We start from the raw sequence: 19,359 nt of genomic DNA, 5'->3' as shown, positions 1-19,359 counted from the left end.
CACCATGTTGAGCCTGAACAATATCAGTAAGGAATTCGACGGGAAACCGGCGTTGAATGCGCTGTCACTGGACATTGGCGAAGGGGAATTTGTGGTGCTGGTCGGGCCGTCCGGCTGCGGTAAAAGTACGCTGCTGCGCCTGCTCGCCGGGCTGGAAGCGGTGAGTGACGGTGAAATCTGGCTCAACGACGAAAACATCACGTCGCTGTCGCCGCGCGAGCGCAACTTCGCGATGATTTTCCAGAACTACGCCCTGTTTCCGCACCTGTCGGTGCGCGACAACATCACCTTCGGCATGAAGATCCGCAAAGAGGAGAAAGCCAGCTGGCAGCCGCGCCTTGAACGGGTCGCGCAGATGCTGCAGCTGGAGGAACTGCTCGATCGCAAACCGGCGAAGCTCTCCGGCGGTCAACGCCAGCGCGTGGCGATGGCGCGGGCGATTGTGCGTAATCCGCGGCTTTTTCTGATGGACGAACCGCTCTCCAACCTCGACGCACGTCTGCGCAGCGAAGTGCGCGACAGCATTATGGCGCTGCACCAGCAGCTCAAAACCAGCACCATCTACGTGACCCACGATCAAACCGAAGCAATGTCGATGGCTGACCGCATCGTAGTGATGAACAACGGTTACGTGCAGCAGGTGGGCAAGCCGGAACATCTCTACGCCAGTCCGGCGAATCTCTTCGTTGCCGGGTTTATCGGCTCCCCGGCAATGAACCTGGTGCTGCTGCCCTGCGCGGAAGGCCAGGTACAGCTCGGCGAAGTGACGCACCCGCTGCCGCCGCTCTCCCGCGAGGAAACGCGTGTCTGGCTGGGCGTGCGCCCGGAACACATTACCGATCACCCTACGGGCGACCAGCTCGTTCTGCCCGCAACGGTGATGCAACGAGAACTGATGGGAGCCGATTACCTGCTCCACGTCAGCACCCCTGTCGGTACGTTGCGTTACAGCCGCCGCCACCGCGGTGCAGTGCCTGACAAGGGAGACACCCTTACCCTCGGCTTTTCGCCGTCGGATATTCATCTTTTTCATGCTGAGAAACAGCACAACTTACTCCAGGAGATTGACCATCATGCTTAAGCCCCTGAAACAGAAGTTGCAGGCGCTCACCGTCAGCGTTGTACTCGCTTTTAGCGGTACGGCGCTGGCAAAAGAACAAATCGATTTTATGTTCCCGGCGCCGGTCGACGGTCAGCTGACAAAGGAAATGACCCGCGTCATTAAAGTCTTTAACGACTCACAGCAGGATGTAGAAGTCCGTGGCATTTTCACCGGCAACTACGACACCACCAAAATCAAAGCGGAATCCGCACAAAAAGCCGGGCAGCCGCCCGCACTGGTGATCATGTCCGCTAACTTCACCACCGACCTGGCGCTGAAAGACGAAATTCTGCCGATGGACGAGCTGTTCAAATTCGGCAATCAAAAAGCGGGCCCTTTCCTGCTGAACGAGTTCTTTCCGGCGATGCATAAAAACGCGCAGGTGATGGGCGTGACCTATGCCATTCCGTTCCATAACTCAACGCCGATCCTCTATTACAACAAAACCCTGTTCGACCAGGCTGGTCTTAAAGAGCCGCAAACCTGGACGGAACTGCTGGCGGCAGCGAAAAAGCTGACTGATGAGAGCAAAGGCCAGTGGGGGATCATGCTGCCGTCAACGAATGACGACTACGGCGGCTGGATCTTCTCTTCACTGGTTCGCGCCAACGGCGGTAAATACTTTAACGAAGACTACCCTGGCGAAGTCTATTACGACGCGCCGTCCACCATCGGCGCGCTGCGCTTCTGGCAGGATTTGATCTACAAAGACAAAGTGATGCCGTCCGGCGTGCTGAACTCTAAGCAGATCAGCGCCGCGTTTTTCTCCGGTAAAGTCGGCATGGCGATGCTGAGCACCGGCGCGCTGGGCTTTATGCGCGAAAACGCGAAAGACTTCGAGCTGGGTGTGGCAATGATGCCGGCCAAAGAACAGCGTGCGGTACCGATTGGCGGCGCCAGCCTGGTGAGCTTCAAAGGCATTTCCGACGCACAGAAAAAAGCCGCGTATCAGTTCCTGACCTGGCTTATCAGCCCGCAGGTTAACGGCGAGTGGAGCCGCTTTACCGGCTACTTCTCACCGCGCAAAGCCTCGTACGATACGCCGGAGATGAAAGCGTATCTGCAAAAAGATCCGCGCGCGGCAATCGCGCTGGAACAGCTGAAATACGCGCATCCGTGGTACTCCACTTATGAAACCGTGGCAGTCCGTAAGGCGATGGAAAACCAGCTGGCCGCTGTGGTTAACGACCAGAAAGTCACGCCGGAAGCGGCCGCCAAGGCCGCTCAGCAGGAAGCCGACACGCTGATGAAGCCATACGTTGAGAAAACCACGCTGGCGGAAGTGAAGTAATATCACTGGCGCCTTCATGCTGAGTGAAGGCGCCAGAACGTTATTGCCCGATCGCCGCAAACACCTCCGCAATCGCCACTGCCCCCGGGTCGGTCACGCCGTCGAGATTCTGTTTATTCACGTAGGACGAACGTCCGGCACCTGCTTTTTGCATCGTCGCCGTGCGTGCTGCGCCCTGTTTCGCCGCGGTGATGGCCGCGCTGAGATCACTGTCGCGCAACGCTTCCAGCGCGGGCTGGAGTGCGTCGATCAACGTGCGATCGCCGAGATCTGCGCCGCCGTAATGTTTCATCTGCTTCAGGCCGTTCAGCAGCGCATCCGGCAATGCTTTGCCATCCTGCACCGACTGCCCCGCCGCCGTGAAGAAGATAGACATCAACACGCCACTGGAGCCGCCCATCACCGTAGCCAGCCGTTCGCCGGTCAACTGGAGCAGTTGCGCAGTGTTATTCAGCGGCAGTTTGTTCTGCGCCAGTAACTGCGCGATTTCACGCGCGCCTTCAGCAAAGGTGGAACCGGTATCGCCGTCACCGACTTTCGCATCGAGCGCGTTCAGCCGGTTTTCGAGGCTGATCAGCGTCTGTGTTGCCGTCGCTACCAGCGCTTTCACGCGCGGGTTGTCAGACGGCGTCGCTTCCACGCTGTCGTGAATTTTACCGTGCTTCAGCGTCTTCAACGGCGCGAAGGCAACGGGTTTCTGCCAGCCGACGGTTTCAACCTCTTCTTTTAGCGCCGCTTCAAAGACGGGATTCAACGTCAGCAGCGACAGCGAAAAGCCTTTCATGTCGAGGGAACTGACCAGCGGCGCCGGGCCAATCAGGTACGCCAGTTGATCTTTCAGCGCCGAGTGCGCCAGCTCTTTCGTCAGCAGCGCCATCTCCAGCGCCGACACGCCGCCGAGGTTGTTAATCAGTACCGCGACGCGCGCCTCGCCCACTTTTTCTTTCAGCGGTTCCACCAGCGTATCAATGATCGTTTTGCTGTTGTGGCTGTCGACGGTGGACGCACCCGGCTCGCCGTGGATCCCCAGTCCCAGCTCAACCTGTCCGTGCCTGATGCGGCTTTCGTCATCCTCGCTGCCCGGCAGATTGCAGATTTCCATCGCCACACCGAGGCTGAACACACTGTTACAGGCCTGTTGGGCGATGTCGCGTACTTCGCACAGCGATTTGCCCTGTTCGGCGGCGTAACCGGCGATTTTATGCACCAGCGCTGTACCGGCAATGCCGCGCGGCTGTTTGTTGTCCGGCAGCGCGATGTCGTCGGCGACGATCACCATTTCCACCTTCAGGCCGTAGCGTTTCGCTTTCTCTGCCGCGAGACCAAAGTTAAGGCGATCGCCGGTATAGTTTTTCACAATCAACAGGCAGCCGCGATCGCCGGTCACCGCCACGATGGCATTCAGCACCGCGTCGACACTCGGCGAAGCAAACAGATCGCCACACACCGCAGCGGTCAGCATCCCTTTGCCGACGAACCCGGCGTGTGCAGGCTCGTGCCCCGAACCGCCGCCAGAAATCACCGCCACGCGGGATTTATCCCAGTCGCCGCGCGCGACGATACGAATCGCCGGATCAATATCCAGCTTCACAAGATTGCCATGCGGCGCAGACAACACTAAACCTTCAATGGCATCATTAACCAGCTGTTTGCGGTCATTAAAAAAGAATCTGGACATAATTTCCCAAAAAAAAAGTAAACCGTATGCAAAGCATAGTTCGCACTGGATAATACGCCGCAAAGTGCAGAATTTACTGAGTCGCTTTGGCGTCAGGTTGCCTATACTGCTCGCAGGACCAATGGAGGAAGAATCATGAGCGCACCCTTGTTAATAGCGCGTACCATCGATAAAGAGCTGTTTTTGTTGCCAGGCATGGCGAACCGGCATGGACTGATTACCGGTGCGACGGGGACCGGCAAAACCGTCACCCTGCAGAAGCTGGCGGAATCCTTTTCGGAGATTGGCGTTCCGGTCTTTATGGCCGACGTGAAAGGCGACCTGACCGGCGTCGCTAAAGCGGGGCAATCGTCAGAAAAGTTACAGGAGCGACTCAAAAAGATTGGCGCGACCAACTGGGATCCTCATGATAATCCGGTGGTGCTATGGGATATCTTCAGCGAAAAAGGCCACCCGGTGCGCGCCACCGTTTCTGACCTGGGACCGTTGCTGCTCGCCCGGTTGCTGAACCTTAATGAAGTGCAATCCGGCGTGCTGAACATTATTTTCCAGATTGCTGATGACCAGGGCCTGCTGCTGCTCGATTTCAAAGATCTGCGCGCCATTACGCAGTACATCGGCGATAACGCCAAAGGCTTCCAGAACCAGTACGGCAACATCAGCAGCGCGTCGGTGGGCGCTATTCAGCGTGGGCTACTGACGCTGGAGCAACAAGGTGCGGAACACTTCTTCGGCGAGCCGATGCTCGACATCAAAGACTGGATGCGTACTGACAGCAACGGCAAGGGGATCATCAACATCCTCAGCGCGGAAAAGCTCTACCAGATGCCGAAACTCTACGCCGCCAGCCTGCTGTGGATGCTCTCCGAACTGTATGAACAACTGCCGGAAGCGGGTGATCTCGAAAAACCGAAACTGGTGTTCTTCTTCGATGAAGCGCATCTGCTATTCAGCGACGCGCCTGACGTTCTGCTGGATAAAGTCGAACAGGTGATCCGCCTGATCCGTTCAAAAGGGGTCGGCGTGTATTTTGTGTCGCAAAACCCGTCCGACGTGCCGGACAAGGTGCTCGGGCAACTGGGTAACCGCGTTCAGCATGCGCTGCGCGCCTTTACGCCGAAAGATCAGAAAGCGGTGAAAGCCGCAGCGGAAACCATGCGCGCCAACCCGGCGTTTGATACCGAGAAAGCCATTCAGGAGCTGGGCACCGGCGAAGCGCTGATCTCCTTCCTCGACGAAAAAGGCAGCCCGTCAGTGGTGGAGCGCGCGATGGTAATCGCCCCCTGCTCGCGAATGGGGCCAGTGACGGATGATGAGCGCAACGGGCTTATCAACAACTCGCCAATGTACGGCAAATACGAAGATGACGTCGATCGTGAATCCGCCTTTGAGATGCTGCAAAAAGGCGTTCAGGTGGCGACAGAAGCACAGAGCGCGCCACCGGCTAAAGGCAATAACGTGGAAGTTGATGACGGCATTCTCGGCGGTCTGAAGGATATTCTCTTCGGGACTACCGGGCCACGTGGTGGCAAGCGAGACGGCGTGGTGCAGACCATGGCGAAAAGCGCGGCGCGTCAGGTGACGAACCAGATTGTGCGTGGCGTGCTGGGAAGTTTGTTAGGCGGAAGACGCCGGTAGTGCTAACACCGCGCTCCCCGGTGGGGAGCGCGATTTCGGTTACTGATAAACCGGCAGCAGATTAAAGCTCGACAACAGATGCACCACGGCGTTACCGACGCCGAACAACAGGATCAGCGCAATCATCGGCTTGCCGCCCCAGACGCGGAACTGCGGGCTGCCAAAGCGCTTACGGGATGCGTTCGCCAGCAGCGCCGGAACAATCGCTGCCCAGATCGTCGCCGCCAGCCCTGCATAGCCAATGGCGTACAGGAAACCGTTCGGCCACAGCAGACCGCCAGCTACCGGTGGCAGGAAAGTCAGCAGCGCGGTTTTGAAACGCCCCATCGCTGAATCATCAAAGCCAAACAGATCCGCCAGGTAATCAAACAGGCCCAGCGTCACGCCAAGGAATGAGCTTGCCACCGCAAAGTTGGAGAACACCACCAACAGCACATCAAGGCTACGGCTGTTCAGCACGCCGCTCAGCGCCTGCACCAGCACATCAATGTTGCCGCCCTTCTGCGCAATGCCGATAAACTCCGGGCGAGGAATGTTGCCCATCGTGCCCAGCAACCAGATCACATACAGCCCCAGCGCCAGCAGCGTACCGTAAATCAGGCAGCGGGTGATGGTACGGGGATCTTTGCCGTAATATTTCATCAGGCTCGGTACGTTGCCGTGATAGCCAAACGACGCCAGACAGAACGGTAGCGTCATCAGTAGATACGGCAGGTATGACGTATTCGGCTCCGCAACATTCAGCAGTGTTGCAGGTTGTACATGCCCCAGTAGACTGCCAAAGGTGAGGAAAAAGGTAATAACTTTGGCACCGAGCACAATCGCGGTCATGCGGCTGACGGCTTTGGTGCTGATCCAGACGACCAGCGCCACCAGCAGGGCAAAACCAAACCCGGCGGCACGGGCAGGCACGTTCAGCGACAGCTCGCTAAAGGTGTGATGCAGAATCGAGCCGCTCGCCGAGATATAGGCGTAGGTCAGAATGTAGAGCACGAACGCGATCGAGATCCCGTTCACCACGTTCCAGCCCTTGCCGAGCAGATCTTTGGTGATGGTGTCGAAGCTGGAGCCGATGCGGTAGTTGAGGTTGGCCTCGAGGATCATCAGCCCGGAATGCAGCATACAGAACCAGGTAAAGAGCAGCGCCGCCAGCGACCAGAAAAACCACGCACCGGACATTACGACAGGCAGGGAGAACATGCCCGCCCCGATAATCGTTCCGCCGATGATGACCACGCCGCCAAACAGTGACGGTCGGGTTGCTGTGGTAGTGAGTGTCGCCATGCGAGCCTTCTCCAGAAAAACGGTGATCTGATAACGTGACGCACTGTACCAGTACACGAGTACAAATGGAATAAAAAAAGCCCCAATCACCTGGATCGGGGCTGTATATATTACTTTACGTCAGTGAACGTAGTTTTTTACGCGGTGATTACGCGTCACGACGGCGGCTGCTGCCGTTATCATCACGACGCGGTGCGCGACCTTCGCGGCGCTCGCCACCAAAGCTACGGCCGCCTTCGCGACGTTCGCCAGAGAAGCGACGACCTTCAGTACGACCGCCTTCACGACGCTCGCCACCGAAACCACGACCACCGCCACGACGTTCACCGCCGCGATCGGTACGCGGTTGCGCGTCGCCCAGCAGCTGCATGTTCATCGGCTTGTTCAGAATGCGGGTACGCGTAAAGTGCTGCAGCACTTCGCCCGGCATCCCTTTCGGCAGCTCGATGGTGGAGTGAGACGCAAACAGCTTAATGTTGCCAATGTAACGGCTGCTGATGTCGCCTTCGTTGGCGATAGCACCCACGATATGACGAACTTCAACACCATCATCACGGCCCACTTCAATGCGGTACAGCTCCATATCACCCACATCACGACGCTCGCGACGCGGACGATCTTCACGCGGACCACGATCATTACGATCGTTACGGTCGCCACGACGCTCAAAGCGATCGTCACGGTCACGGAACTCACGCTTCGGACGCATCGGCGCATCTGGCGGCAGGATCAGCGGACGTTCGCCCTGCGCCATTTTCAGCAATGCAGCGGCCAGCGTTTCCATATCCAGTTCCTGACCTTCCGGCTGCAGTTTGCCGAGCAGGTTACGATACTGATCCAGATCGCTGCTTTCCAGCTGCTGCTGAACTTTCGCCGCGAATTTTTCCAGACGGCGTTTGCCCAGCAGTTCTGCGTTCGGCAGTTCCACTTCCGGAATGGTCAGCTTCATCAGACGTTCGATGTTGCGCAGCAGACGACGCTCGCGGTTCTCAACGAACAGCAACGCGCGGCCAGCACGACCCGCACGACCGGTACGGCCGATACGGTGAACGTAAGACTCGGTATCCATCGGGATATCGTAGTTAACCACCAGGCTGATACGCTCAACGTCCAGGCCACGGGCCGCAACGTCTGTCGCGATCAGAATATCCAGACGACCATCTTTCAGGCGATCCAGGGTCTGCTCACGCAGAGACTGGTTCATGTCGCCATTCAGCGCTGCGCTGTTGTAGCCGCTACGCTCAAGGGCTTCTGCTACTTCCAGGGTCGCGTTTTTGGTACGAACGAAGATAATCGCCGCATCAAAGTCTTCCGCTTCCAGGAAACGCACCAGCGCTTCGTTTTTACGCATGCCCCAGACAGTCCAGTAGCTCTGGCTGATGTCAGGACGGGTGGTGACGCTGGACTGAATGCGCACTTCCTGCGGCTCTTTCATGAAGCGGCGGGTAATGCGACGGATAGCTTCCGGCATCGTTGCGGAGAACAGCGCGGTCTGATGACCTTCCGGGATCTCCGCCATAATAGTTTCTACGTCTTCGATGAAGCCCATGCGCAGCATTTCGTCAGCTTCATCCAGTACCAGACCGCTCAGTTTAGAGAGATCCAGGGTACCGCGTTTCAGGTGATCCAGCAGACGACCCGGCGTACCGACGACAATCTGCGGCCCCTGACGCAGGGCGCGTAACTGCACGTCATAACGCTGGCCGCCGTACAGGGCAACCACGTTTACGCCGCGCATATGTTTAGAGAAATCCGTCATTGCTTCAGCGACCTGAACCGCCAGTTCGCGGGTCGGCGCCAGCACCAGGATTTGCGGTGCTTTCAGTTCCGGATCAAGATTATTAAGCAGCGGCAAAGAGAACGCTGCGGTTTTGCCGCTACCAGTCTGGGCCATACCCAGAACATCGCGGCCGCCCAACAGGTGCGGAATACATTCCGCCTGGATCGGGGATGGTTTTTCGTAACCCAGATCGTTGAGTGCTTCGAGGATAGGAGCCTTAAGACCCAGATCTGCAAAAGTGGTTTCGAATTCAGCCATGTAGTACGTGTGCCTCAATATGAATGGCGGCCAGTCTACATAACTCATCGTGAAAACTTACGGCAATTTTCATTGAAAAGTGTGAACCGGCTCAAATTAGTTGAATTAACGAACAATAAAGCCCTCACCCGCGAAGGTGATGGCAATCAAAAAGACTTTGGGCTGATATGTTCGTCAGCTATTGCTGGTCCGATTCTGCCAGGTCATCTTGCTCCTGGCCCAGGAGCGATAATTCCAACAATGCGTATCGGTGCTCAACAAAGTTATGAACGTTGTTAGCCACCGCCAGTTTGAACAGTGCCGTAGCGCTGTCCATGTCCCCCAGACTTAGGTAGTACTTACCTAAATAGAAGTTGGTTTCACTGAGATGCTCAGCGAGCGAGGTGTTATCCGTTGCGTCCGCCTTCAGTCTTTCCATTAGCGTTTGTTCGCTAATGTCACCGAGGTAGAACTCGACAATGTTCCATCCCCATTGCTCTTTATCCGATTTGTCGAAGCGCTGTTTCAGTGCTTCGCGCGCCTGCTTTTCGTCGAGCTTCCGCTCAACGACATAAAGCCACAGGCTTCGGAAAGGATCATTGGGATCGTCTTGATAAAACGCCAGCAGATCATCTTGCGCTAACTTAATGCGACCGCCGTAATACAGTGCGATGCCGCGATTTAAATGCGCATAATTGTAAGTTGGATCAAGCTCAAGTACAGAATCAAACGCTTCATAGGCAGCATCAAAATTGCCTGCCTGCGTTAAATAAATGCCTAAGTAATTGAATACTTCAGGCATATCCGGTCGGATTGCCAGCGCTTGTGAGAAATCATTTCGCGCTAAGGCCCTCAGACCGAGACTATCATACAACACTCCGCGCTCATATAAAAGCTGTGCGCGTTCGTCATCGGTTAAAGCCCGACTGGCAAGAATTTGTTCCATGCGTGCCAGAATCACTTCTTGCTGCAAAGTCGGTTGCAATGGTACCGCGAGGACTTCACTCTTACGCCAGGCAGAGTTGCTGCATCCTGCCAGGGTGAGTGCTGTCGCAACGAAACACCAGCGCAAAAAAGGCTTCATTTCCCACTCCCGAAGACAACTATTGGATGAACGTCCTGTTCCCCGGTTGCAAATCAGGCATCCTGCCGGGTCAATACGCCCTCCGCTTTCGCGGAGGGCAAATGGCAACCTTACTCGCCCTGTTCCGCTGCCGGTGCTTCCGGCGCGGCGGCAGGCTGAGACTGCTCGGTCGCTTCTTTAATGCTCAGACGGATACGGCCCTGACGGTCAACTTCCAGTACTTTCACCGGCACTTCCTGACCCATCTGCAGATAGTCGGTCACTTTCTCTACGCGCTTGTCGGCGATCTGAGAGATGTGTACCAGACCTTCTTTACCGCCACCGATGGCAACGAATGCGCCAAAGTCGACGATGCGGGTCACTTTACCGTTGTAGATACGACCCACTTCGATTTCGGCCGTAATCTCTTCGATACGACGGATAGCGTGTTTCGCTTTGTCGCCGTCGGTCGCTGCGATCTTCACGGTGCCATCATCTTCAATTTCGATGGTGGTGCCGGTTTCGTCGGTCAGCGCGCGGATCACGGAACCGCCTTTACCGATCACGTCTTTGATCTTGTCCGGGTTGATCTTGATGGTGTGGATACGCGGCGCGAACTCAGAGATATCGCCACGCGGCGCGTTGATCGCCTGTTCCATCACGCCCAGGATGTGCAGACGCGCACCTTTAGCCTGGTTCAGAGCAACCTGCATGATCTCTTTGGTGATACCTTCGATTTTGATATCCATCTGCAGGGCAGAGATACCGTCGCGGGAACCCGCCACTTTGAAGTCCATGTCGCCCAGGTGGTCTTCGTCGCCCAGGATGTCAGACAGCACAACGAAGTTGTCGCCTTCTTTCACCAGACCCATCGCGATACCCGCAACGGCTGCTTTCACCGGCACACCAGCGTCCATCAGCGCCAGAGAAGCGCCACAGACGGAAGCCATAGAAGAAGAACCGTTAGATTCGGTGATTTCAGAGACCACACGAACGGTGTACGGGAATTCATCCATCGTCGGCATAACCGCCAGCACGCCACGTTTCGCCAGACGACCGTGACCAATTTCACGACGCTTCGGTGAACCTACCATGCCGGTTTCACCGACAGAGTACGGAGGGAAGTTGTAGTGGAACAGGAAGCTGTCAGTGCGCTCGCCCATCAGTTCGTCGATGATCTGCGCATCACGTGCGGTACCCAGAGTCGCAGTTACCAGCGCCTGTGTTTCACCACGGGTGAACAGCGCGGAACCGTGAGTACGCGGCAGCACGCCAGTGCGCACGTCCAGACCACGGATCATGTCTTTTTCACGGCCATCGATACGCGGCTCGCCTGCCAGAACGCGGCTACGAACGACGTTTTTCTCGATAGCGTGCAGGATTTCACCCAGCTCGTTGGCGTCCAGGGTTTCGTCTTCTGCTACCAGCGCATCGATGGTTTCAGATTTGATCACGTCAACCTGCGCGTAACGTTCCTGCTTGTCGGTGATGCGGTAGGCATCGCTCAGGCGCGCTTCCGCCAGCGCAGCAACGCGTGCGTTCAGCGCATCGTTTGCCGCTTCCGGCTGCCAGTCCCAGCGCGGTTTGCCCGCTTCTTTGACCAGGTCGTTGATGTTCTGAATGACGATCTGCTGCTGCTCGTGGCCATAAACCACCGCGCCCAGCATCTGATCTTCGCTCAGCAGTTCTGCTTCGGATTCCACCATCAGTACAGCGGCTTCCGTACCGGCAACCACCAGATCCAGTTTGCTGGTTTTCAGCTCTTCCTGAGTCGGGTTCAGTACGTACTGGTCGTTGATGTAACCTACACGAGCGGCGCCGATAGGACCATTGAACGGAATACCGGACAGAGACAGTGCCGCGGAAGCACCGATCATTGCCACGATATCCGGGTTAACCTGCGGGTTAACGGAAACGACGGTCGCAATAACCTGTACTTCGTTAACGAAACCTTCCGGGAACAGCGGGCGAACCGGGCGGTCAATCAGACGCGCGATCAGCGTTTCGCCTTCGCTCGGACGGCCTTCACGACGGAAGAAACCACCCGGGATTTTACCGGCAGCGTAAGTACGCTCCTGATAGTTTACGGTCAGCGGGAAGAAGTCCTGACCCGGCTTGGCTTTTTTCTGACCCACTACGGTAACGAATACCGCGGTGTCATCCATGCTTACCATCACAGCGGCCGTTGCCTGGCGCGCCATCATGCCGGTTTCCAGTGTTACGGTATGTTGGCCGTACTGGAATTTACGAACGATCGGATTAAGCAAAATAATATCCTTTACTTGATTGGGGGACAGCACACCATGCTGGTATGCCGACCAGTGCACCCGATCCTCTTGCATCCTCGCGACTAATGACAATCCTAACCCGCCCCGGGTCAAGCCTCTCATTAGCCGCGCGAACCTCTGCAATGAAGATCATTTAAAGCAACAATACATTAGTTTCCAGTGAATTGCTGCCATCAGCTTGAAAAAAGGGGCCATGAAGGCCCCTCTTTATGAAACTCGCCAGACTTAGCGACGCAGGCCCAGACGCTCGATCAGCGCGGTGTAGCGTGCAACATCTTTACGTTTCAGGTAGTCGAGCAGTTTACGACGCTGAGAAACCATGCGCAGCAGACCACGACGGCTGTGGTGATCTTTTTTGTGCTCTGCAAAGTGACCCTGCAGGTGGTTGATCTGTGCAGTCAGCAGAGCAACCTGAACTTCGGTAGAACCGCTGTCGTTAGAACCACGACCGAACTCGGAAACGATTTTAGCTTTAGCTTCAACGCTTAGAGACATTTTAAACTCCAGAATTAAAAAGAAATAAAGGGTGCCGATCTCTAATTCAGCCACCCTGAGATTAACGCTGCGACAATTGTTAAACAAATGTGCAGACGTCAAGCGGCAATATTCTACTCGCAGCGCCCTGTAATCGCAAGGTGAGCGCTTTACTGCGGGTATTCCACCACCAGACGACGCGGCGCGACGCGGCCTTCGTCGTCAATTTCGCCCATCCCGATAAACGCGTCGTCATCGCCTTCTGTCACACGAACCAGACCCGTCTCAGGTGCCTGCGAGGCACGCACCGGCTGACCCTGTTTAAAATAGGCGGCGACAACCGCCGGAATGTTCACCCGCGGGAAATCAGAGGCAGGACTGTCCATCGGCATCAGCAGAGGATCCAGCAACTGTGCGGCAGGAATGCCCTGCGTTTCCGCCTGTTCAACCAGCGCGCGAAGCTGCTCAAGCGTCACCATTCGCTCAACCGGGTATTTGCTCACCGCCAGACGACGCAGGAAAATCACATGCGCGCCGCAACCGAGCTTTTCGCCTAAATCGTCAATGATGGTCCGAATGTAGGTGCCTTTAGAGCAGTGAACTTCCAGCTCCAGCTCGTGCCCTTCGTGACGAATAAACAGCAGCTCGTAAACGGTAATCGGTCGCGCTTCACGCGGGACGTCAATTCCCTGACGCGCATACTCGTACAGTTTTTTACCCTGATACTTTAGCGCGGAATACATCGATGGCACCTGCATCGTGTCGCCACGAAAGCTCTCCAGCGCCGCAGCCAGTTGGGCGTCGGTGAAGGTCACCGGGCGCTCTTCGACGATGTTGCCGTCCGCATCAGAGGTGTCGGTACGCTGACCGAGACGCGCGATAACGCGATAGCGTTTATCGGAATCCAGCAGGTACTGAGAAAACTTGGTGGCTTCGCCGAGGCAAATCGGCAGCATGCCGGTCGCCAGCGGATCCAGCGCGCCGGTGTGCCCGGCACGGTTGGCGTTATAAATACGCTTTACTTTTTGCAGGACATCGTTGCTGGACGCGCCCTGCGGTTTATCCAGCAACAGCACGCCATGCACATCGCGACCACGACGACGAGGACGACTCATCAGTCCTCCTTGCTGTCGTCCGGGTTCACACGACGCTCTTCGTCATGCTTCACCACGTTGGTCACCAGGTTTGACATGCGCATCCCTTCGACCAGCGAGTTGTCGTAGAAGAAGGTCAGCTCAGGCACGATGCGCAGGCGCATCGCTTTGCCGAGCAGCGTACGGATAAAACCAGACGCTTCCTGCAACGCTTTGATGCCCGCTTTGACGGCGGCTTCATCTTTGTCGTTCAGGAAGGTGACAAATACTTTGGCATAGGCCAGGTCACGGGACATTTCGACACCTGAAACAGTGGTCATCATACCCAGACGCGGATCTTTGATTTCGCGCTGCAGGATGATCGCAATTTCTTTTTGCATCTCCTGCGCCACGCGCTGCGGGCGACCAAATTCTTTCGCCATAATAAATTCTCCAGACTAAAGACAAAAAAGGGGCAAAAGCCCCTTTTGAAACGCATTGCCGGGTGGCGCTGGGCTTACCCGGCCTACAACCCGGCCGTAGGCCCGGTAAACGAAGTGTCACCGGGCATGACGAAGGATTACTCGATCGTACGCTGGATTTCGATAATCTCGAACACTTCGATCATATCGCCGGTACGCACGTCGTTGTAGTTCTTAACGCCGATACCACATTCCATACCGTTACGGACTTCGTTAACGTCATCTTTGAAGCGGCGCAGGGATTCCAGCTCGCCTTCGTAAATAACCACGTTGTCGCGCAGAACGCGGATCGGGTTGTGACGTTTGACCACACCTTCGGTAACCATACAACCTGCGATGGCACCAAATTTCGGTGATTTGAACACGTCACGCACTTCAGCCAGACCGATGATCTGCTGTTTCAGTTCCGGAGACAGCATGCCGCTCATCGCCGCTTTCACTTCGTCGATCAGGTTATAGATGACGGAGTAGTAACGCAGATCCAGGCTTTCTGCTTCGATCACGCGGCGAGCAGAAGCATCGGCACGGACGTTGAAGCCTACCAGAATGGCGTTGGATGCCGCTGCCAGCGTCGCGTCGGTTTCGGTGATACCACCTACGCCAGAACCCACGATCTTCACTTTCACTTCGTCGGTGGACAGTTTCAGCAGAGAGTCGGTGATCGCTTCCACAGAACCCTGAACATCAGCTTTCAATACGATATTCACTTCGTGAACTTCGCCCTCGGTCATGTTGGCAAACATGTTCTCGAGTTTAGATTTCTGCTGACGCGCCAGTTTAACTTCACGGAATTTGCCCTGACGATACAGCGCCACTTCACGCGCTTTTTTCTCGTCACGAACCACGGTCACTTCGTCACCCGCAGCCGGAACGCCGGACAAGCCGAGGATCTCAACCGGAATAGACGGACCCGCTTCCAGCACTTCCTGACCCAGTTCGTCACGCATTGCACGAACACGGCCATATTCGAAGCCACACAGCACGATGTCGCCTTTGTTCAGCGTACCTTCGCGAACCAGAACCGTCGCCACCGGGCCACGGCCTTTATCGAGGAAGGATTCGATCACCGCGCCGCTCGCCATGCCTTTACGGATCGCTTTCAGCTCCAGCACTTCCGCCTGCAGCAGAATAGCGTTCAGCAGATCGTCGATACCGGTTCCCGCTTTCGCCGAAACGTGGACGAACTGGCAGTCGCCGCCCCACTCTTCAGGGATGATGCCGTACTGAGCCAGTTCGTTTTTGACGCGATCCGGATCGGCTTCTGGCTTATCAATTTTGTTCACTGCAACCACTACCGGCACCTGCGCCGCTTTCGCGTGCTGGATAGCTTCGATGGTCTGCGGCATCACGCCGTCGTCAGCAGCAACCACCAGAACAACGATATCTGTCGCCTGCGCACCACGTGCACGCATCGCGGTAAACGCGGCGTGGCCCGGGGTATCCAGGAAGGTGATCATGCCATTTTCGGTTTCAACGTGATAAGCACCGATGTGCTGGGTAATACCACCCGCTTCACCAGATGCCACTTTCGTTGAACGAATGTAGTCGAGCAGCGAGGTTTTACCGTGGTCAACGTGACCCATGATGGTCACTACCGGTGCGCGCGGTTCAGCCGCAGCGCCAGTGTCACGGTCGCTCATTACTGCTTCTTCCAGCTCGTTTTCACGACGCAGGATAACTTTGTGGCCCATCTCTTCGGCAACCAGCTGTGCGGTTTCCTGGTCGATGACTTGGTTGATGGTCGCCATGGCGCCCAGTTTCATCATCGCTTTGATGACCTGAGAGCCTTTAACCGCCATCTTGTTCGCCAGATCGCCAACGGTGATGGTTTCGCCGATCACAACGTCACGGTTGACCGCCTGCGCCGGCTTCTGGAAGCCCTGCTGCAGAGTGGAACCTTTACGTTTACCGCCCTTACCACCACGAATGGCGGCACGCGCTTCTTCACGATCAGCTTTAGATTCCGCGTGTTTATTGCCTTTTTTCGGGCGTGCCGCTTTCGCGTTACGACCACGGCCACGACCGCCTTCTACTTCACGATCGTTTTCGTCTTCAGCCTGACGCGCATGCTGAGAGGTCGTGACGTGGTAGTCGCTCTTGTCGTCTTCCACCACTTCCTGTTCATTCCAGGTATTGGCATTTTCTTCCGCCATGCGGCGAGCTTCTTCCGCAACACGACGGGCTTCAGCTTCCAGTTTACGACGCGCTTCTTCTTCCGCTTTACGCTTCAGCTCAGCAGCTTCGTTTTCCCGGCGAACTTTCTCAGCCTGGGTGGTTTTGGTTTTTTCGTCGATTTGTTGATTGCTCACTTTGTCTTTTTCCGCTACTTCGCGTTTCGCCTTGTCTGCGGCATCACGCTTAGCTTGTTCTGCGGCCTCACGTTCAGCTTTTAATTGCGCCTCACGCTTGGCTGCTTCCTCAGCTTCACGACGGGCTTGCTCTTCCGCTTCACGCTGCGCTTCTTCTTCGGCCGCGAGACGCTCAGCATCTTGAGGGTCGCGTTTTACAAAGGTGCGTTTTTTGCGGACTTCAATCTGTACCGATTTACTTTTCCCACCGGTACCCTGAATGCTTAATGTGCTACGCGTTTTGCGCTGCAACGTCAACTTATCCGGGCCTGAACCATGCTCGCGGTTCAGGTGCGTTAATAAAGTTTGCTTCTCTTGCGCGGTCACAGAGTCTTCAGCGGACTTCGGGATCCCTGCATCAGCAAATTGCTGTACCAGGCGTTCCACGGAAGTCTGAATCTCTGCGGCCAGCGATTTTACGGTTACATCTGTCATGCTGTTCCTTCCTGCTACAGTTTATTACGCTTCGTCACCGAACCAGCAAATATTGCGGGCGGCCATGATGAGTTCACCAGCCTTCTCGTCGGTCATCCCTTCGATATCAGCCAGGTCATCAACGCCCTGTTCGGCGAGATCTTCCAGCGTACAAACACCACGGGCAGCCAGTTTGAATGCCATTGCGCGATCCAGACCTTCAAGGTTCAGCAGATCGTCAGCCGGTTTGTTATCACCGAGGCTTTCTTCCTGAGCCAGCGCCAGCGTGGTCAGTGCGTTTTTCGCGCGTTCACGGAGTGCTTCTACGGTCGGTTCATCGAGACCGTCAATTTCCAGCAGCTCTTTGATCGGCACATAGGCCAGTTCTTCCAGTGAGGAGAATCCTTCTTCTACCAGCACCGTCGCGAAATCTTCATCAATATCGAGATATTTGGTGAAGGTATCGATCGCGGCATGCGCTTCGGCCTGGTGTTTCGCCTGCAGGTCATCAACGGTCATCACGTTGAGTTCCCAGCCACTCAGCTGAGAAGCCAGACGCACGTTCTGACCATTACGGCCGATGGCCTGCGCCAGGTTACCGGCTTCAACCGCGATATCCATAGTGTGTTTGTCTTCGTCGACCACAATGGAAGCGACATCGGCAGGTGCCATCGCGTTGATCACGAACTGGGCCGGGTTGTCGTCCCACAGTACGATATCAATACGCTCGCCACCCAGTTCGGTGGAGACGGCCTGCACACGCGCGCCGCGCATACCGACGCAGGCACCGACCGGGTCGATACGCTTGTCGTTGGTTTTCACAGCGATTTTCGCGCGAGAGCCCGGATCGCGGGCCGCGGCTTTGATTTCGATAACTTCTTCACCGATTTCCGGTACTTCAATGCGGAACAGCTCAATCAGCATTTCCGGTTTGGAACGGGTCACGAACAGTTGCGCGCCACGTGCTTCCGGACGAACGGCGTACAGCACGCCGCGAATGCGGTCACCCGGGCGGAAGTTTTCGCGCGGCAACATGTCTTCACGCAGGATAACGGCTTCAGCGTTGCTGCCGAGATCCAGGCTGATGTTGTCGCGATTCACTTTCTTCACCACGCCAGTGATGATTTCGCCTTCGTGCTCGCGGAACTGATCAACCACCATCGCACGCTCAGCTTCACGCACTTTCTGTACGATAACCTGCTTAGCGGTCTGGGTGGTGATACGGTCAAACGTTACCGATTCAATCTGGTCTTCGACGTAGTCACCAACGTTGAAGCTTTCATCTTCAAAACGGGCGGCTTCCAGGGTGATTTCTTTGGTCGGCTGGGTAACTTCTTCAACCACGACCCAACGGCGGAAGGTATCGAAGTCGCCGCTTTTACGATCGATTTCAACGCGAACATCGATTTCCTGTTCGTATTTTTTCTTGGTAGCCGTTGCCAGAGCACTTTCCAGCGCTTCGAAGATTTTCTCGCGCGGCAGCGCTTTTTCGTTGGAAACGGCTTCAACAACAGCCAAAATTTCTTTGTTCATCGGGGCCTTTCACCTCAATCCAGACTGTTAAAAGTGGGGAACCAGGTTCGCCTTCTGGATGTTACTCAGCGCGAACACTTCATCTTTTCCTTCGACGGTTACCGTGATCATCTCACCGTCGACCGCTTTAATGATGCCCTGCCATTTGCGACGATTCTGCACCGCCATACGCAGGACCAGCGTGGCCTCTTCACCCACAAAACGCGTGTAATGCTCAGCAGTGAACAGAGGGCGATCAAGGCCTGGGGAAGAAACCTCCAGGTTGTAGGCGACAGTGATAGGGTCTTCGACATCCATCACCGCGCTGACCTGGTGACTCACATCAGCGCAATCATCAACATTGATGCCGTCTTCACTATCAATATAGATGCGCAGCGTCGATGTGCGACCGCGAACGAATTCAATGCCAACCAGCTCAAACCCTAAGGCTTCGACTGGCGCAGTGAGCATCTCAGTTAATTTCTGCTCTAATGTGGACAAACCCACCCCCAAGACATAAAAAAAGGGCGTATAGCCCAGTTATTCTGTAGTCAGATAACAAAAAACCCCGATAAATCGGGGCTTTAGATAACTGAACCCTATAACCGCAAATGCGGTCTGGAAACATTTTCCGAGAGATTTCTTTCAAATCCAGCGGCGAAGCCCAATGTCTTCACAGTATATTTGAAAAAAAA

At 55.8% G+C, this 19,359-nt stretch carries 15 protein-coding genes; 3 read left to right on the top strand and 12 right to left on the bottom strand.

Annotated elements, in window-relative coordinates; all coding sequences use genetic code 11:
* Positions 1–4 precede the first annotated feature (4 nt).
* Positions 5–1,081, top strand: a complete 1,077-nt coding sequence (locus QMG90_RS02560) for an ABC transporter ATP-binding protein (RefSeq protein WP_283282583.1) — start codon at positions 5–7, stop codon at positions 1,079–1,081.
* Positions 1,074–2,393, top strand: a complete 1,320-nt coding sequence (locus QMG90_RS02555) for an ABC transporter substrate-binding protein (RefSeq protein ID WP_283282582.1) — start codon at positions 1,074–1,076, stop codon at positions 2,391–2,393. The genes QMG90_RS02560 and QMG90_RS02555 overlap by 8 nt, the downstream gene beginning before the upstream one ends.
* 40 nt (positions 2,394–2,433) lie before the next feature.
* Here the strand turns inward: QMG90_RS02555 and QMG90_RS02550 are convergent, their stop codons facing one another.
* A complete protein-coding gene (locus QMG90_RS02550; RefSeq protein WP_283282581.1) occupies positions 2,434–4,071 on the bottom strand; it encodes a dihydroxyacetone kinase subunit DhaK in 1,638 nt (545 codons plus the stop codon).
* A 135-nt stretch (positions 4,072–4,206) separates the two neighbouring features.
* Here QMG90_RS02550 and QMG90_RS02545 point away from each other — a divergent pair, with 135 nt between their 5' ends.
* Positions 4,207–5,709, top strand: coding sequence for a helicase HerA-like C-terminal domain-containing protein (locus QMG90_RS02545; RefSeq protein ID WP_283282580.1), 1,503 nt, complete (start codon positions 4,207–4,209; stop codon positions 5,707–5,709).
* A 39-nt stretch (positions 5,710–5,748) separates the two neighbouring features.
* On the opposite strand, the gene mtr is transcribed toward QMG90_RS02545, so the two are convergent.
* The 11 genes from mtr to rimP all read right to left on the bottom strand — a co-directional run bounded on the left by mtr (position 5,749) and on the right by rimP (position 19,165).
* Positions 5,749–6,993 carry a tryptophan permease gene (gene mtr, locus QMG90_RS02540; RefSeq protein WP_283282579.1) on the bottom strand — a complete coding sequence of 415 codons (1,245 nt, stop codon included), beginning with the start codon at positions 6,991–6,993 and terminating at the stop codon, positions 5,749–5,751.
* Between the two features lie 148 nt (positions 6,994–7,141).
* Complete coding sequence (locus QMG90_RS02535) at positions 7,142–9,031, bottom strand: DEAD/DEAH family ATP-dependent RNA helicase (protein WP_283282578.1); 1,890 nt, start codon at positions 9,029–9,031, stop codon at positions 7,142–7,144.
* Positions 9,024–9,104, bottom strand: coding sequence for a protein YrbN (yrbN, locus tag QMG90_RS02530; protein WP_124965724.1), 81 nt, complete (start codon positions 9,102–9,104; stop codon positions 9,024–9,026). Before yrbN ends, QMG90_RS02535 begins: the two co-directional genes overlap by 8 nt.
* Positions 9,105–9,209: 105 nt before the next feature.
* Positions 9,210–10,094, bottom strand: coding sequence for a lipoprotein NlpI (gene nlpI, locus QMG90_RS02525; RefSeq protein WP_038162411.1), 885 nt, complete (start codon positions 10,092–10,094; stop codon positions 9,210–9,212).
* Between the two features lie 110 nt (positions 10,095–10,204).
* Complete coding sequence (gene pnp / locus QMG90_RS02520; RefSeq protein WP_283282577.1) at positions 10,205–12,340, bottom strand: polyribonucleotide nucleotidyltransferase; 2,136 nt, start codon at positions 12,338–12,340, stop codon at positions 10,205–10,207.
* Positions 12,341–12,586: 246 nt separating this feature from the next.
* Positions 12,587–12,856, bottom strand: a complete 270-nt coding sequence (rpsO, locus tag QMG90_RS02515) for a 30S ribosomal protein S15 (RefSeq protein ID WP_017457357.1) — start codon at positions 12,854–12,856, stop codon at positions 12,587–12,589.
* Between the two features lie 149 nt (positions 12,857–13,005).
* Positions 13,006–13,950 (bottom strand): tRNA pseudouridine(55) synthase TruB, encoded by a 945-nt coding sequence (truB, locus tag QMG90_RS02510; RefSeq protein WP_283282576.1) that lies wholly within the window; start codon positions 13,948–13,950, stop codon positions 13,006–13,008.
* Entirely contained in the window at positions 13,950–14,351 is a 402-nt protein-coding gene (gene rbfA / locus QMG90_RS02505; protein WP_038162401.1) for a 30S ribosome-binding factor RbfA, read from the bottom strand. Before rbfA ends, truB begins: the two co-directional genes overlap by 1 nt.
* Positions 14,352–14,488: 137 nt before the next feature.
* Positions 14,489–17,173, bottom strand: coding sequence for a translation initiation factor IF-2 (infB, locus tag QMG90_RS02500; RefSeq protein WP_283282575.1), 2,685 nt, complete (start codon positions 17,171–17,173; stop codon positions 14,489–14,491).
* A gap of 24 nt (positions 17,174–17,197) precedes the next feature.
* On the bottom strand, positions 17,198–18,685 hold the full coding sequence (nusA, locus tag QMG90_RS02495) for a transcription termination factor NusA (RefSeq protein ID WP_049848851.1): 1,488 nt from the start codon (positions 18,683–18,685) through the stop codon (positions 17,198–17,200).
* A gap of 27 nt (positions 18,686–18,712) precedes the next feature.
* On the bottom strand, positions 18,713–19,165 hold the full coding sequence (gene rimP / locus QMG90_RS02490; RefSeq protein WP_038162392.1) for a ribosome maturation factor RimP: 453 nt from the start codon (positions 19,163–19,165) through the stop codon (positions 18,713–18,715).
* Positions 19,166–19,359 lie beyond the last annotated feature (194 nt).

The organism is Trabulsiella odontotermitis, from assembly GCF_030053895.1.
GTDB lineage: Bacteria > Pseudomonadota > Gammaproteobacteria > Enterobacterales > Enterobacteriaceae > Trabulsiella > Trabulsiella odontotermitis_C.
The sequence above is the reverse complement of the archived record's forward strand: the minus strand, read 5'-3'. Positions and strand labels throughout refer to the sequence as shown.